The organism is Pseudomonas sp. 910_23, from assembly GCF_052850795.1.
Map to the genome: position 1 here is coordinate 25,811 of NZ_VXCZ01000018.1, position 15,608 is coordinate 41,418.

Sequence of the window (15,608 nt, forward strand, 5' to 3'; positions counted from 1 at the left end):
CCACGCGACCCTCATCCCTGACTATCTACTTGAGCGCGCCTGGCTGCGAATTCAGCTTCCAAATCTTCATTGGAAACCTCTCGGCCTGCGCGAATGGATGCACGAGAAGCATCAACTTTGCGTTGCAAGAACTCATCGTACTCTCGCGAGTGCTGCTGGGCCTGAATGAATTCACGCATCATTTCGCGTACGATTTGCGATGCAGGACGATGGGAGGCTTCGCATTCAGCCATGAACTGGTCGCGAAGCTCTGGTTCAAGCTTCATTGTAAAAACGGCTAATTTGGACATCAGCGATTCCTCCGCAATGGTATGCACAAAGTATATACATCGTCATTACCGAATGGCGTTTGGAAAAAGCTGAGACGACTGACGGTAGAGATCAATATGTTGGTTGCACAGCCTCAACCATCCCCCCTATAGTTCGCCCCGTCGCCGCACATCGGCGATCGGATTTGGCGATCCGAAATTCTGTGACGCGTTACAGCGTTCCTACCCCGTGCGTTTTTCCTTGGATGAAGGCATTGGGTTCTATGGCGGCTGTGCGCGGGAGATCTTCGGATCTGCCGGGTTTCACAGATAACCGGTTCGCCAACCTGCGTACAGCTGCCACCCTTATTCGTTTGGCGACGGGAGAAGGTGGTTCAAATCCTTATCTGTGAGGTTTATCGATGGACCAATACAAGCCGCTTCAAACCAACCTCACCGGCGTTCCCGTCCTGGCTTTCAACACCTTTGCCCCCTCGCATTTGCTCCACGAAACAGCTCGCAGCCGCGTGCGTATCGGCACTGAGCTGTTGGAGACCCTCGCCTCACCAAGCGACAACCCAAACCTCCATCATTTGGTCACTGCCGCATTGGTCTCACTGCGCGATGGCTTGGACATGCTGGGCGAGATCCAGCGTCGCCTGGATGGTCAGGCTGAAAAATAGCCCGGGCATCCGACGCTGATCCAAGTGTGGGAGGGGGCTTGCTCCCGATGAGGGCGTGTCAGTAAATGCATCAGTGGCTGACCCCTCGCCATCGGGAGCAAGCCCCCTCCCACATTCGCCCGGCGGTGTGGCCGCTGAATCGCTCCATCCATCGAGAAATTGTTTCAAAACTTGACGGCTCTTCCTCCCTCCACCATATTAATAGTTAGCAAACTAACTGTATGCGAACTATCCAGTGTCCCAATCCCTCGAACAACTTCAGATGAACCTGAGCAGCAGCATGGTGGTGGGCGCCCGTAACTGGCGCAAAATCTGCCAGACCACGCTGGTCAGCTATGGCATCTCCGAAGCCTGCGCCGTGCCGTTGTTGATGATCGGTCGCTTGGGTGACGGTGTGCACCAGGTCAAAGTAGCCCAGGCCTCCGGTATGGAAAGCCCGTCATTGGTGCGCCTGCTCGATCGGCTGTGCGGCGACGGCTACGTATGCCGCACCGAAGACATCCACGACCGCCGCGCCAAGGCCCTGAGCCTCACCGAGCGCGGCCGTGAACTGGTGCAGGCGGTAGAAGCCCAACTGGTTCGCCTGCGCAAGGAAGTCCTTGTGGATATCGCGCCCACCGACCTGGAAGCCGCACTGCGCGTGCTGCGCGCCTTCGAAGCGGCCGAGGCTGTGGCGCCTTGAACGGATTTTTTACCGGCTTCCCGCCCGCCCGCGACTGGTTCTACGGGGTCCGCACGTTCGCCGCGTCGATGATTGCGCTGTACATCGCCATGCTGATGCAAATGCCGCGTCCGTACTGGGCGATGGCTACCGTGTATATCGTCTCCAGCCCGTTTGTCGGGCCCACCAGTTCCAAGGCTTTGTACCGCGCCATTGGCACCTTTATGGGGGCAGCGGCGGCGGTGCTGTTTGTGCCGATGTTCGTGCAGTCGCCTTACCTGTTGGTGGTAGTGATTGCGTTATGGACGGGCACCTTGCTGTTCCTCTCCATGCACCTGCGCACGGCCAATAATTACGCCCTGATGCTGGCCGGCTATACCTTGCCGCTGATCGCCCTGCCAGTGGTGGATAACCCCCTGGCGGTGTGGGACGTGGCCGAAGCGCGTACCGAAGAAATCTTCCTTGGCATCGCGGTCGCAGCGGTGGTGGGCGCAATGTTCTGGCCACGGCGCCTGATGCCGGTGTTCGATGGCTCGGTGGCCAAGTGGTTCAGCGATGCTCAGGTCTATAGCCAACGCTTCCTCACCCGCCAGATTGACCCTGAAGCGGTCAGCAACCTGCGCGGCGGCATGGTTGCCACCTTCAACACCCTTGAGTTGATGATCGGCCAGTTGCCCCACGAAGGCGCGCGGCCGCAAACGGTGCGCAACACCAAAGAACTGCGCGGGCGCATGATTCATCTGCTGCCGGTAATCGACGCGCTGGATGACGCGGTGTACGCCATCGAGCATCGCGCACCGGAGTTTCTCGACCGGCTCAAACCGTTGCTGGAGGAAGCCAACGCCTGGCTGCAAAGCACCACTGAACAAGCGCCCCTGGAACGCTGGCGTGTGCTGCGTGACCAGATCGATGCCGCCCAACCCCAAGGCGAAGCGCTGGATGACCGCCACACGTTGCTGTTCTCCAACGCCCTGTACCGCCTCGGCGAATGGGTCGACCTGTGGCAAGACTGTCGCAGCCTGCAAGCCGCCATTCAGTGCGAAAGCCAGGACACCTGGCGCGCCGTCTACCGCCACTGGCGCCTGGGCCGGCTCACGCCATTTCTCGACCGTGGGCTGATGTTCTACTCGGCGTTTTCCACCGTTACCGCGATCATCGTCGCCTCGGTGCTGTGGATCCTGCTGGGCTGGACCGATGGTGGCAGCGCCGTGATCCTGGCCGCCGTCGCCTGCAGCTTCTTCGCTTCGATGGACGACCCGGCGCCGCAGATCTACCGGTTCTTTTTCTGGACCGCCATGTCGGTGCTGTTCGCCAGCCTGTATCTGTTTCTGGTGCTGCCCAATCTGCACGATTTCCCCATGCTGGTGCTGGCTTTTGCCGTGCCGTTTATCTGCATCGGCACCCTCACGGTACAGCCACGATTCTACCTGGGCATGTTGCTGACGCTGGTCAACACCTCGTCGTTCATCAGCATCCAGGGCGCCTATGACGCGGACTTTCTCAACTTCGCCAACGTCAACCTGGCTGGGCCCGTGGGCCTGCTGTTCGCATTTGTGTGGACCTTGATCGCCCGGCCCTTCGGCGCCGAACTGGCGGCCAAGCGCCTGACCCGTTTCAGCTGGCGTGACATCGTTGGCCTGACCGAGCCCGCAACCCTGAACGAACACCGGCACATGGCCGCACAAATGCTCGACCGCCTGATGCAACACCTGCCGCGCCTGGCCCTTACCGGCCAAGACACCGGCAGCGCCCTGCGCGACCTGCGCGTAGCGCTGAACCTGCTCGACCTGCTGGCCTACTCGCCGCGCATCCTCGGTGTGCCACGGGTGTTGCTCAACCAGGTGGTGGAAGGGGTGGGCGGTTACTTCAAAGCGTGCCTCAAGGCCGGTGAACGCTTGCCCGCACCCAGCGGTCTGCTGATGACCCTGGACCGTACGCGCCGCGCCCTCAACGGCCAGGGCCTGCAAGACGAAGACGACACCCGCCTGCACCTGCTGCACGCCTTGGCCGGCCTGCGCCTGGCGTTGTTGCCCGGTGTGGAATTCATTGGCGGCACGGAAATGGAAGCGCCGCTACCCGATGGAGCGCCTTTATGATCGGTGATCTGGATATCAGCGGGGTGTTCCTGCCCACGCTGCTGGTGCTGATGGGCATTACCTATGTGTTGTTTCTGGTGGTGCACGGGCTGTTGACGCGCATGCACTTCTATCGCCTGGTCTGGCACCGGGCATTGTTCAATGTGGGGCTTTACGCGCTGTTGCTGGGCGCGGTGGACTCACTCAGTCGATATTTGATGACATGAAAAAACCTTTTTTGACTATCGGCCGTGTCGTCCTGACGTTGTTGATCGTGAGTTTCGCGGTCGTCGTTGTGTGGCGCATGGTCATGTACTACATGTTTGCCCCCTGGACCCGTGACGGCCACATCCGCGCCGACATCGTGCAGATCGCCCCGGACGTCTCCGGGCTGATCCAGCGGGTGGACGTGCGTGACAACCAGTTGGTGACCAAAGGCCAGGTGCTGTTTGCCGTCGACCAGGACCGCTTCAAGCTGGCCCTGCGCCAAGCCCAGGCCGCCGTGGCCGACCGCCAGGAAACCCTGGCCCAGGCCCAGCGCGAGTACAAGCGTAACCGTGGCCTCGGCAACCTGGTGCCCAGCGAGCAATTGGAAGAAAGCCAGTCCCGCGTGGCCCGCGCCCAATCGGCCCTGGCCGAAGCCCAGGTGACGGTGGACTCTGCCCAACTCAACCTCGACCGCTCGGTGATCCGCAGCCCCGTGGACGGCTACGTCAACGACCGCGCACCGCGCACCCAGGAGTTCGTCACTGCCGGGCGCCCGGTGCTGTCGGTGGTGGACAGCAATTCCTTCCACATCGACGGCTACTTCGAAGAGACCAAGCTCGACGGCATCCACGTCGGCATGGGCGTGGATATCCGCGTGATCGGCGACAACGCTCGACTGCACGGGCATGTGCAGAGCATCGTCGCCGGTATCGAAGACCGCGACCGCAGCAGCGGCTCCAACCTGCTGCCCAACGTCAACCCGGCGTTCAGCTGGGTGCGCCTGGCCCAGCGGATCCCCGTGCGCATTGCCTTTGACGATGTGCCGGCGGACTTTCGCATGATCGCCGGGCGCACGGCGACGGTGTCGATCATCGACGACAAGGTTAAAGACGGGGACAAACCATGAAGCGGCTTCTGGCAACCGCTTCCCTGGGGTTGTTGCTGTCGGCCTGCCAAGTAGTGGGCCCGGATTACAAACTGCCGGAGCAGGCCGCAGTCAACCGTGGCGACCTGCAAGGACCGATCATGGGCGAGGGCAGCAACGTGGTCTCGGCGCCGGTGCCGGCCGATTGGTGGAAGCTGTATAAAGACCCGCGCCTGGACCAGTTGGTGCAGCAGGCCATGGCCTCCAACACCGACCTGCGCGTGGCCGCCGCCAACTTGCAGCGTTCGCGTTACCAGGTGCAGCAGGCTGAATCCGCCGGCGGCTGGAGTGCCGGCGCCAAGGCCGAGGCCCAGCGCTTGCAGGAATCTGGCGAAGCATTTTTGCTGCCGGACAAAGTCCCGGTCGGCAATATCGGCAGCGTCGGTATCACCACGTCCTATCAGTTCGACCTGTTCGGCACCTTGCAGCGCGGCATCGAAAGCGCCAAGGCCAGCGCCGATGCAACCCAGGCGGCGGCGGATATCGCTCGCATCACCCTGGTGGCCGATGTGGTGCGTTCCTACACCCAGGTGTGCGCGGCCAACGAAGAGTTGGCGATTGCCAACGAATCCCTCGACCTGCAAGCGCAGAGCACCAAGCTGACCCAGCGCCTGCGGGATGCCGGGCGCGGCGACGAAACCCAGGTGACCCGCTCGCAAACCCAATACAAATCCCTGCGCGCCGACATTCCGCGCTATGAAGCCTCGCGCCAGGCCGCACTGTTCCGCCTGTCGATGCTGCTGGCCAAGCCCGTAGACCAACTGCCGGCCGGCACTGGCACCTGCGCCGAGCTGCCACACATCGCCCAGTTGCTGCCGGTGGGCGACGGTGCCACGCTGCTCAAACGTCGCCCTGATGTGCGCCAGGCTGAGCGCCAGTTGGCTGCCGCGACCGCACGAATCGGCGTGGCCACCGGCGCGCTGTATCCGGATATCAGCATCGGCGCCACGGTAGGCACCGTGGGCCTGCTGGAAAACCTCGGCACACCGGCCACCAACCGCTGGGGCTTTGGCCCGATGATCAGCTGGACCGTGCCGACCAACGGCGCCCGTGCGCGTATCCATGAAGCCGAAGCCGCGACCCAGGGCGCTTTGGCACACTTCGACGGCGTGGTGCTCAATGCCATCCGCGAAACCCAGACCGGCCTGGCGCAATACACTGCGGTGTTGCAGCGCCGCGACGCCCTGGCCGAAGCCGAACAGTCGGCGCGAGAAGCCGCAGGCCAGACCCATCGCTTCTTCCAGGCCGGCCGCGAATCGTTCCTGGCCGACCTGCAAGCCACGCGAACCTACACCGATATGCGCGCGCAATTGGCGACGGCCAACACCCAGGTTGCCATGAGCCAGATCGATCTGTTCCTGGCCCTGGGCGGCGGCTGGGAAAGCGGACGAACGCAAGGGGTAAAACCCGGCAAACCGTGAGGTGATTGCTATGCTTTGTCAGGTGAGGCGCCGTGACGTCTCACCCGACAAAGCTCGCGTTTGCTCATGGGGATTCCAATAATGAAAAACCCTTATGCTCCCGCTTTCTGGTGCGTGCTCTTCGCACTGGTATTGTTATCGGCCGCGTATTTCTACGGTGTCATGCTCGCCCATCAACTCGACAAGGCCATGGTGTTCCTGGACAGCGCCTGCCTGGTGATCGGCACCTTGTCCATCGGCGTGGTGGCCTGGGCGTCTTATCAAAACCAGCGAGTGAAGAAAAAGCTCCTCGAGCAAGGCAAGACCCGCGTCGCGATCTGGGACACCAAGGTTGCCCTGCGCCGCGTCGAAACCGTATTCGACCGCTATTTCTGGGGCAGCTACTGGCAGCCCGGGCGCACCTTCCAGGAGGTCATGGGCGACCTCACCGGCACGCCGCTGGAAAAAAGCCTCGAAGTCCTGAAAAAGCAGTGCGTGCTGCTGGATCGGCAGGTTGCTGACGGTAGGCACTGGCTGGATAACGCGCGGGAATTGTCCGACGTGGCCACGCAAATGGCCCGCGAGCGCTACCAGTTGGATTTTTGCGACCCCAAGGCCGACACCCCCGGCAATGCCGTGATCCACCGCAAGTTTGAGGTGTTGGTGTACACCTGGACCGCCCGCTTAAAGAGTTTTGATCACCAGTTGGACGAAATCGAGCTGGAGTACTCCTGAACTCCTACGGAACTGATCCCTCTGAAAGGCTGGGCCGTTTGCGCTCGCCAGTGCTAATCTTCCCCCGTTTTCGGCGGGCTTGAGCCAACCCCTTCGGGGTTCAAGGAAGACAGCCCACTTCTCACAGGATTTGATCAGGTCACTTCATGAATAAGCCAGCAGTTGTTTTCTTGGGTTTTGTTGTCGCCATCGGCGCCGTCAGTGCGGGCGGCGCCTGGTACACCGGTAAACAACTGGAGCCGGTCCTGCAAACCGCCATCCAGAACGCCAACAAAGAGTTGCAGACCTCCATGGCCGGCGTCGACGGCAGCGTGGCTCTGGAGCTGGTGTCTCTGGACCGTGGCGTGTTCAGCAGCACGGCGCACTATCGCCTCAAGGGCCAGGGCAGCGTGTTCGGCGAAGACAACCCGAACCCCGAATTGCTGTTCGTCGACCATATCGAGCACGGCCCGCTGCCGTTCTCGCGCCTGGTGACCCTCAAGTGGTTGCCGGTCATGGCCACCAGTCACTACGAACTGGAAAAGAACCCCACCACTGAAAAATGGTTCGCCGCCAGCAAAGACGTGTCGCCGCTCAAAGGCGTGGCGAACATCGGCTACAGCCGTTCGGTCAGCGGCAACATCGAATTGCTGCCGCTGGAGTTCAAGGATGACACCTCCTCGGTGAGCTTCTCCGGCGCCAACCTGGAATTCGACAGCAGCGCCGAAGGCCAGAAGGTCAAGGCTGATGGCTTCATGAACAGCCTCAAGGTCGCGGCAATCGATGCCAATGGCGCACCGTTCGAAGCGGAACTGGCTGGCCTGACTGTTGCCAGCAACCTGGAGAAATCCACCTTTGGCTTCTACACCGGCCAGAACACCGTCGAACTGACCGATACCAAGGTCACCTTCGGCCCGCAGAAAGCCGTGCTGACCCTCAAGGGCTTCGAGCAGAAAGACTCCACCCAAGCCAAGGACAACAACCTGGCCGGCCGCGTCGACTACAAGATCGACGAGATCGGTTACCAGGGCAAACCGGTCGGCTCGGCCGCCATGGCCGTGAGCATGAAGAACGTCGATATCCCGGCGATGCTGGTGCTGACCAAGCTCTACCAGGACAAGATGCAACCGGTGCAAGCCGCGGCTGCTGCCGGCCAACCGGTGCCGGAACTGCAATTGACCGAAGCCGAGCAGGCCCTGGCCGAAGCCAACGTCAACCAGGTACTGGCTGCCAAGCCGCAACTGGCGGTGGAAAACCTGTCGCTTAAAACCACCCACGGCGAAAGCAAGTTCAACCTGGTTGTGGACCTGGCCAAGCCGACGTCCATGGAGCTGCCGCCGGTTGAACTGGGCAAGCAGATGATTGCGCTGCTGGATGCCAACCTGACCCTGTCCAAGCCAATGATCAGCGACGTAGCCGCCCTGCAAGCCCAGGTCGGTGGAGTGACTGACCCCAAAGCCATCGAGCAGCAATCGCAGATGGCGGCCGAGATGGTCAGCGGCATGGCAGTCGGCACGCAACTGGCAACCCTGGTGGGCACCGATGTGGTTTCCAAGCTGCACTACGCCAACAACGAAGTGACCTTCAACGGCCAGAAGATGACCGTTGAGCAGTTCATTGGCTTTGTGATGTCGAAAGTCGGTGCGGTGAGCGGCGCCCAGTAAGCGCTGAAAATGCAGTAAAAAAATGTGGGAGCAGGCTTGTGTGGGAGCTGGCTTGCCTGCGATAGCATCGCCCCGGTCTGGCTGAACGACCGCGGTGCCTGCATCGCGGGCAAGCCCGGCTCCCACACAAACCCGGCTCCCACATTCGTTTTGTGTGAGGGCAAAAAATCGCGACCGCACAATTCTGAACAATTGTTCTGAATTGTACTTCCCCCTACTTCGCTAAGAGATAGTTCTTACAGGAAAGCTAGGTCGGGTCCCGAGACGCCGACACCCTGATGCGTTTTGCTCAGGACCATCTATCGTTAGGGCTTTCCGTGTGTAAGGAAGCTCACGATATGCTGCGAAACCTCCCCTACAGTGCTTCAGGCCGGTTGCGTCTGCTTATCGGGGCCGCCCTGTGCAGCCAATTGCTGGTTCCTGGCCTTGCGTTTGCCGATCCCGCCTACGATGCCCTGATCATCCAGGCCCGCAACGGTCACTTCACGCCGGCGTTGACGCAACTGCGCCAACTGTCTGCCGAACGCCAAACCCCAGGCCAGGTCAGTGACCACCTGGTGATTGCCGGTTGGGCCGGGCAAGACGACGAAGTGCTCAAGGTGTACGAAGCACAAGGCAAGCACCGCAACCTCACCACCCAGGCACTTGCCACGGTGGCGCGCACCTATCGCAATCAAAAACAATGGGCTCAGGCCGAAGCGGTCTATCGCCAGGCTCTGCTGCGTGAACCGAATAACGTCGACTTGCAACTGGGCCAGGCCCTGACCCAGGCCGATGGCGGCAAGGCCAACGAAGCGGTGCAACGCTTGCGCACGATGGTGGCGGCGCAACCCAATGACCCGAACCGCCGCATGGCCCTGGGTTATGCGCTGACACGCGCCGGCTTGAATTACGACGCCTTGTTCGAGTTCGACCAAGCCTTTATCCGTGCCGGCGACAAACCGGAAGTGGCCCGTGAATACATCGTCGCCCTGCAAAAGGCTCGCTTGCCCGAAGCCGCCCTGCGCCTGTCGGCCAAGCGCCCGGGCCTGGTGGACGCGGTCACCCAGCGCCGCCTGGAAGGTGACCTTGCCGCCGAGCGTGTGCGCATGGCCGAGTTCGCTACGCGTACCGAAAAAGAACGCTACGTCATCGCCGATCGCGCCCTGCAGGATTACGACAAGCTGATCAGCCGCTGGGCTCCGGACGCCACTGCCCACGACGACGTCGTGCGCTGGCGTATCGACCGGCTTGGGGCACTCAAGGCCCGTGCACGCACCGCTGAGGTGATTCGCGAATACGAAGTGCTCACCGCCCAAGGCGTGCAGTTGCCGACCTACGCCGTGCGCTGGGTCGCCGCATCCTACCTCGACCAGCGCCTGCCGGAAAAAGCCGCGCCGCTGTATCGCCAGGCGCTGACTGCGGCGGATGCCGACGTCGGTGATCATGTCAAAGACAGCACCGCCCTGTTCTACGCCTTGTTGGAAAACGATCAGGTGGATGAGGCGCGTGCGGTCGCCACGCAGCTGGCCAGCACCGAGAAACCTCGGGTTGAACTCAAGGGTTTGCCTATCGGCAACCCTAACGACGAATGGATGGACGCCCAGCAATTGGCGGCCCAGGCCGGTACCTATGGCGCCGACCTGAATGCCAGCGAACAAGCGCTGGAAGACCTGGGGAGCAAAGCTCCGGGCAGCATCGGTGTACGTTTGGCACAGGCAGAAATGTACCGTGCCCGTGAATGGCCCAGACGCGCTGAAGACTCCCTCAAGGAGACCGAAAACCAGAGCCCTCGTGACATCGGGGTGGAAATGTCCCAAGGCTTCACCGCGTTGGACCTGCAGGAATGGCGGCAACTGGACCTGCTTACCGATGACGTCGTTGCCCGCGCCCCGGACAACCGCCAGGTACAGCGCCTCAAACGCTTGCGCGACGTGCACGACATGGCCGAAGTGCGGGTGGAAGCCTACACCGGCAAAAGCTTCGGTGGCGGCAACAACCAAGAGGCCGGCGCGGTGTCGGGTAGCCGGGACTGGGGCATAGAAAGCGTGATCTACACCCCGCCCATCGACGAGGACTGGCGCCTGTTCGCCGGTGTCGGTTATGGCACTGCCGATTTCGCCGAAGGTACCGGCCATCACCGTTGGCAGCGTGTGGGCGTGGAGCGACGCACCCGCGACATGACCATCGAAGCCGAAGTGTCCAACCACTCCTATGGCGATGGCGCCAAACAAGGCGCGAGCGTGTCGATCGCCCGCGACATCAACGACCACTGGCAGTACGGCGGCAGCCTTGGCTACCTGCTCAACACCACACCGTTGCGGGCGTTGAATGAAGGTGTCACGGCCAACGGCGGCAGCGGTTTTATCCGCTGGCGCGCCAACGAAAGCCGCGAGTGGAAACTGGCCGTCAGCCCGTCCCATTTCAGCGATGGCAACGACCGCGTCGAAGCCTTGCTCACCGGTCGCGAAGGCATCTACAGCTCGCCCAAAGTGCAAGTAGAGCTGGGCCTGGAAGTCGGTGCCAGCCGCAACAGCAAGGAAGACACGATCTACTTCAACCCCAAGTCCGACTTCAGTGTGTTGCCCACCGTCAACGTCAACCATGTGCTTTATCACCGCTACGAAACCCAGTGGAGTCAGCAGTTCCAGCTCGGTGCGGGTACCTATAGCCAAAAGGATTACTCCACCGGCGGCGTCGGCTTGATCGGGTACGGCCAACGCTTTCGCTGGAATGACGTGCTGGAAGCCGGCGCCAACCTGAGCCTGGTCAGCCGACCTTACGACGGCGAGCGCGAACGCGATTTGCGCCTGCTCCTGGACCTCACTTACCGTTTCTAGAAGAGCCTGACCATGACCCTCCTCAGTCGTTTTTTTCTGGTCCTGGGTGTAATGCTGGCCGCCGCATGTGCCCAGCAACCCGCGCCATTCGTTCCACCTGCCGAGCGGCCGACACTGGCCAGCGAAGCGCCGTGGCCGAAGAACCATTTCCTGGGCATTGCCTACCACGACGTCTCGGACAATGACCCTGACCAGGCCGTGGTGGCGGTGCGTACCGAGCGCTTGATCGAGCAATTGGCCTGGCTGCGCGAGAACGGTTACCAGGCGGTCAGCGTCGACCAGGTGCTCGCTGCACGCCGTGGCGGGCCGACGCTGCCACCCAAAGCGGTGATGCTCAGCTTCGATGACGGCTATTCCAGCTTCTACACCCGCGTGATGCCGATCCTGCGGGCCTACAATTGGCCGGCCGTGCTGGCGCCGGTGGGCAGTTGGATCGACACCCCGCTGAACCAGCCGGTGGACTTCGCCGGTACGCCACGGGCACGGGGCGACTTCCTGACCTGGCAGCAGATTCGTGAAGTGTCCCGATCGGGCCTGGTGGAAATCGCCGCCCATACCGACGCCAATCACAAAGGCATACTCGCCAATCCCCAGGGCAACCTCGAACCCGCGGCCACCACGCGCCGCTATGATCCGGCGACCGGTCGCTATGAAACCGAAGCGCAGTTCCAGGCGCGGATGCGTACTGACGTAGCAGCCATTTCCAATAAAATTCGTACCGTCACTGGCAAGGCTCCACGGGTATGGGTATGGCCGTATGGCGCGGCCGATGGCACCACCTTGGCGGTGGTCGGTGAACACGGCTATGAGATGGCGCTTACGCTGGACGACGGGTTGGATGATTCCAACAAGCTGATGAACAGCCCGCGCTTTTTGGTGGCCTCCGACCCGGATGGGGAACACTTCGCCAGCAGCATGGTTTCGGTTCAGGCCAAGGCTCCGTTGCGCGTCGTGCATGTGGACCTGGATCACGTCTATGACCCCGACCCGGTCCAACAGGCGCACAACCTCGATGTGCTGGTGCAGCGCATAGTGGACATGGGCGCCGTCACGGTGTTCCTGCAAGCCTACGCCGACCCCAAGGGTGATGGCCTGGTGCATTCGGTGTACTTCCCCAACCGCCACCTGCCGATGCGCGCCGACCTGTTCAACCGCGTTTCCTGGCAGTTGCATACCCGTGCCCACGCCAGCGTGTTTGCGTGGATGCCGGTGCTCAGCTTTGCCCTCGACGCCAAGCTGCCACGCGTGACCCGCTGGGACCCGCAGACCGGCAAGGTTGCTACCGATCCGGATCAATACAAGCGCCTGTCGCCCTTTGATCCGAAAGTGCGGCAGCTCATCGGTGAGATCTACGAAGACCTGGCGCGTACCAGCAACAGTGCCATCGACGGTGTGCTGTATCACGACGATGCGCTGCTAAGCGACTTTGAAGACGCCAGCCCCGCCGCACTCAAGGCCTATGCTGCCCAGGGCTTGCCGGACAATATCGCTGCGCTGCGTGCCGACCCTGCAGTGATGCAGCGTTGGACTCGCTTCAAGAGCCGCTACCTGACCGATTTCACCAACGAGCTGACCGTGAAGGTGCGCGCCATTCGCGGCCCGCAGATCCTCACCGCTCGCAATATCTTCGCCGAGCCGATGCTCAACCCCGGCAGCGAAGCCTGGTTTGCGCAGAACCTCGATGATTTCCTCAAGACCTACGACTGGACGGCGCCCATGGCCATGCCGCTGATGGAAGGCCAGTCGCTGAAAGACTCCAATGCCTGGCTGGAAAAGCTGGTGGCCACGGTCAAGGCACGCCCCGGCGCACTGGAAAAGACCGTCTTCGAACTGCAAGCCAAAGACTGGCGCACCCAGGCCGCGCCGGATATCAGCGCTGAACAATTGGCAGAGTGGATGGGTGTACTCAAACGCCAGGGCGTCACCAGTTTCGGCTACTACCCGGACAACTTCCTGGAAAACTCCCCGGACTTGAAGACGATACGTCCGGCCCTCTCCAACCAATGGAATCCTTGATCATGTTCGACAGAATCCTGGCTCTATTCGTGTTGGCGCTGGTATTGGGCTTGCCTCTGGGCCTGATCTTCCTGATCACCGGGCAGTTCCTGATGGACTTCGTGTTCTTCTACCCGCTGTTCATGTCGGCGCTGTGGATCGCCGGCGGCCTGTACTTCTGGCTGCACTGGGAGCGCCATTGGCCGTGGGAGGAAGACACCCCGGCGCCGACCCTGGCCGGTAACCCGCTGATTTCGATCATCATCCCTTGCTACAACGAAGGCGATAACGTCGCTGACACCATGGCGGCCGCATTGGCCCAGGTGTACACAAACATCGAAGTGATCGCGGTCAACGACGGCTCCAGCGACAACACCGCAGCGGTACTCGATGCCCTGGCACTGCAACACCCACGCCTGCGCGTGCTGCACCTGGCACAGAACCAGGGCAAGGCCGTGGCCCTGCGCATGGGGGCGGTGGCCGCCCGCAGCGAATACCTGGTGTGCATAGACGGCGATGCGTTGCTCGACAAGAACGCGGCGGCCTACATGGTCGCGCCGATGCTCGACAACCCGCGCCTGGGCGCCGTCACCGGCAACCCGCGCATCCGTACCCGCTCCACCCTGATCGGGCGGGTTCAGGTCGGCGAGTTCTCCTCGATCATCGGCTTGATCAAGCGCACCCAGCGGGTGTTCGGACGGATCTTCACGGTCTCGGGTGTGGTGGTGGCGTTTCGCAAGAAGGCGCTGGACCGCATCGACTACTGGAGCACCGACATGATCACCGAAGACATCGATGTCAGTTGGAAGCTGCAACTGGATCATTGGTCGATCTTCTACGAGCCGCGTGCCCTGTGCTGGATCCTCATGCCCGAGACCGTCGGCGGCCTGTGGAAACAGCGCCTGCGCTGGGCCCAGGGCGGCGCCGAAGTGCTGTTCAAGAATATTCGCGGCATCTGGCAATGGCGCCATCGCTACCTGTGGCCGCTGCTGTTCGAATACTGCCTGTCCACCGGTTGGGCCTTCACCTTCCTGCTGTCGGTGATCTTCTGGGCCGTGGGTAAATTCGTCACGCTGCCGGCGGCGATTACCGTGGACTCGTTGGTGCCACCCGCGTTTACCGGCCTGGTGCTGGCGATGGTGTGCCTGCTGCAGTTTGCGGTCAGCATCCTGATTGACCGGCGCTACGAAAAAGACCTGTGGAAAACCCTGTTCTGGACCGTGTGGTACCCGATGGTGTTCTGGCTGGTGAGCCTGTTCACCACGCTGGTGAGCTTTCCCAAGGTGTTGTTCAACCAGCATCAGAAGCGCGCACGCTGGGTCAGCCCGGATCGCGGAATTAAACCTGCCGGAGAGGAGGCGTGAGCATGAAACTGGTCAGAACTCGCCAGAGCCCTGTGATGTGGATCATCGATGTGTTGCTGACCCTGCTGGCCTGGGGCGGGCTGGTCTGGCTGCTGGCACGTGGCATCGGTGCCATGCTCGAGACCCATGGCGGCCCACGCATCGAGGCGCCGATCTTTGCCGCGCTCAACACCTTGCAGATCTACCTGTGGATCGCCTTGTTCAACGCGTTGATCCTGATCGGCTGGGCGCGCTATCAACAGCGCCGCGGCCGCCAGTTTGCCCAGCGCCGCGCAGAGGCCAATGCCCTGAGCGACAAGCACCTGAGTGAAAGCTTCAACCTGGGCGATGGCCACCTGGAGCAGTTTCGCAAACCCGGCGTGCTGGTGATCCACAACGACGAGGAGGGCGGAGTGGAAGACGTGAAGTCCCATGTCTCCCGCGACGTCGAGCGCCCCGGTCTGACCCTGGTGCCTGGGGCCGACAAAGACAAGGGCATTGGCTGACATCCTCAATGCTGCGAGTACACAATGTGGGAGGGGGCTTGCTCCCGATAGCGGTGTGTCAGTCATCAGATATATGACTGACACACCGCTATCGGGAGCAAGCCCCCTCCCACATTGGTTATTTCCCATCCTTTAGATTGCAGTGGTTCAACCCTCTCCTTGGAATTCCGATAAATGGGATCCAATTCACAAAACCCCCGCGAACTTTTCCCCCTTCTCCGGTACTAACCTAACTCGACGAAGACCTGATGGCTAAATAATGGCAGCCAGAAGTCATTCGTCGAATCGCCATCAAAATAGTTGCCGCTTGTCGGAATAATCACTGCAAGTGCCCGGCTTGAACTCTTTTGATGAAAAATTATTATTAG

13 protein-coding genes are annotated in these 15,608 nt (G+C 61.5%); 12 read left to right on the plus strand and 1 reads right to left on the minus strand.

The features are described 5' to 3' along the window. Positions 1-11: 11 nt before the first annotated feature. Complete coding sequence (locus FW800_RS20450) at positions 12-290, minus strand: antitoxin of toxin-antitoxin stability system (RefSeq protein ID WP_446438340.1); 279 nt, start codon at positions 288-290, stop codon at positions 12-14. Positions 291-670: 380 nt separating this feature from the next. Here FW800_RS20450 and FW800_RS20455 point away from each other — a divergent pair, with 380 nt between their 5' ends. From FW800_RS20455 to pgaD, 12 genes are all read left to right on the plus strand, one after another. Then, positions 671-931 carry a hypothetical protein gene (locus tag FW800_RS20455; protein WP_446438341.1) on the plus strand — a complete coding sequence of 87 codons (261 nt, stop codon included), beginning with the start codon at positions 671-673 and terminating at the stop codon, positions 929-931. A gap of 262 nt (positions 932-1,193) precedes the next feature. Then, positions 1,194-1,613 carry a MarR family winged helix-turn-helix transcriptional regulator gene (locus tag FW800_RS20460; protein ID WP_005783580.1) on the plus strand — a complete coding sequence of 140 codons (420 nt, stop codon included), beginning with the start codon at positions 1,194-1,196 and terminating at the stop codon, positions 1,611-1,613. Further along, a complete protein-coding gene (locus tag FW800_RS20465; RefSeq protein ID WP_005783581.1) occupies positions 1,610-3,688 on the plus strand; it encodes an FUSC family protein in 2,079 nt (692 codons plus the stop codon). Before FW800_RS20460 ends, FW800_RS20465 begins: the two co-directional genes overlap by 4 nt. Further along, the gene (locus FW800_RS20470; RefSeq protein ID WP_003187469.1) at positions 3,685-3,894 is read left to right on the plus strand and encodes a DUF1656 domain-containing protein; all 210 of its coding nucleotides are present in this window, start codon (positions 3,685-3,687) and stop codon (positions 3,892-3,894) included. The genes FW800_RS20465 and FW800_RS20470 overlap by 4 nt, the downstream gene beginning before the upstream one ends. After that, positions 3,891-4,781 (plus strand): efflux RND transporter periplasmic adaptor subunit, encoded by an 891-nt coding sequence (locus FW800_RS20475; protein ID WP_032878498.1) that lies wholly within the window; start codon positions 3,891-3,893, stop codon positions 4,779-4,781. The genes FW800_RS20470 and FW800_RS20475 overlap by 4 nt, the downstream gene beginning before the upstream one ends. Continuing rightward, positions 4,778-6,220: an efflux transporter outer membrane subunit gene (locus FW800_RS20480; protein WP_103734049.1), complete on the plus strand. Its 1,443-nt coding sequence runs from the start codon at positions 4,778-4,780 to the stop codon at positions 6,218-6,220. Before FW800_RS20475 ends, FW800_RS20480 begins: the two co-directional genes overlap by 4 nt. Before the next feature lie 81 nt (positions 6,221-6,301). Continuing rightward, positions 6,302-6,934, plus strand: a complete 633-nt coding sequence (locus FW800_RS20485) for an NADH:ubiquinone oxidoreductase subunit N (RefSeq protein ID WP_446438342.1) — start codon at positions 6,302-6,304, stop codon at positions 6,932-6,934. Between the two features lie 146 nt (positions 6,935-7,080). Beyond that, positions 7,081-8,577, plus strand: coding sequence for a YdgA family protein (locus FW800_RS20490; RefSeq protein WP_032878495.1), 1,497 nt, complete (start codon positions 7,081-7,083; stop codon positions 8,575-8,577). A 338-nt stretch (positions 8,578-8,915) separates the two neighbouring features. Then, positions 8,916-11,396 carry a poly-beta-1,6 N-acetyl-D-glucosamine export porin PgaA gene (pgaA, locus tag FW800_RS20495; protein ID WP_032878494.1) on the plus strand — a complete coding sequence of 827 codons (2,481 nt, stop codon included), beginning with the start codon at positions 8,916-8,918 and terminating at the stop codon, positions 11,394-11,396. A 12-nt stretch (positions 11,397-11,408) separates the two neighbouring features. Beyond that, entirely contained in the window at positions 11,409-13,412 is a 2,004-nt protein-coding gene (gene pgaB, locus FW800_RS20500; protein WP_248133315.1) for a poly-beta-1,6-N-acetyl-D-glucosamine N-deacetylase PgaB, read from the plus strand. A 2-nt stretch (positions 13,413-13,414) separates the two neighbouring features. Then, complete coding sequence (gene pgaC / locus FW800_RS20505; protein WP_032878491.1) at positions 13,415-14,755, plus strand: poly-beta-1,6-N-acetyl-D-glucosamine synthase; 1,341 nt, start codon at positions 13,415-13,417, stop codon at positions 14,753-14,755. A 2-nt stretch (positions 14,756-14,757) separates the two neighbouring features. Further along, positions 14,758-15,240, plus strand: a complete 483-nt coding sequence (gene pgaD, locus FW800_RS20510) for a poly-beta-1,6-N-acetyl-D-glucosamine biosynthesis protein PgaD (protein ID WP_078819978.1) — start codon at positions 14,758-14,760, stop codon at positions 15,238-15,240. Positions 15,241-15,608 lie beyond the last annotated feature (368 nt).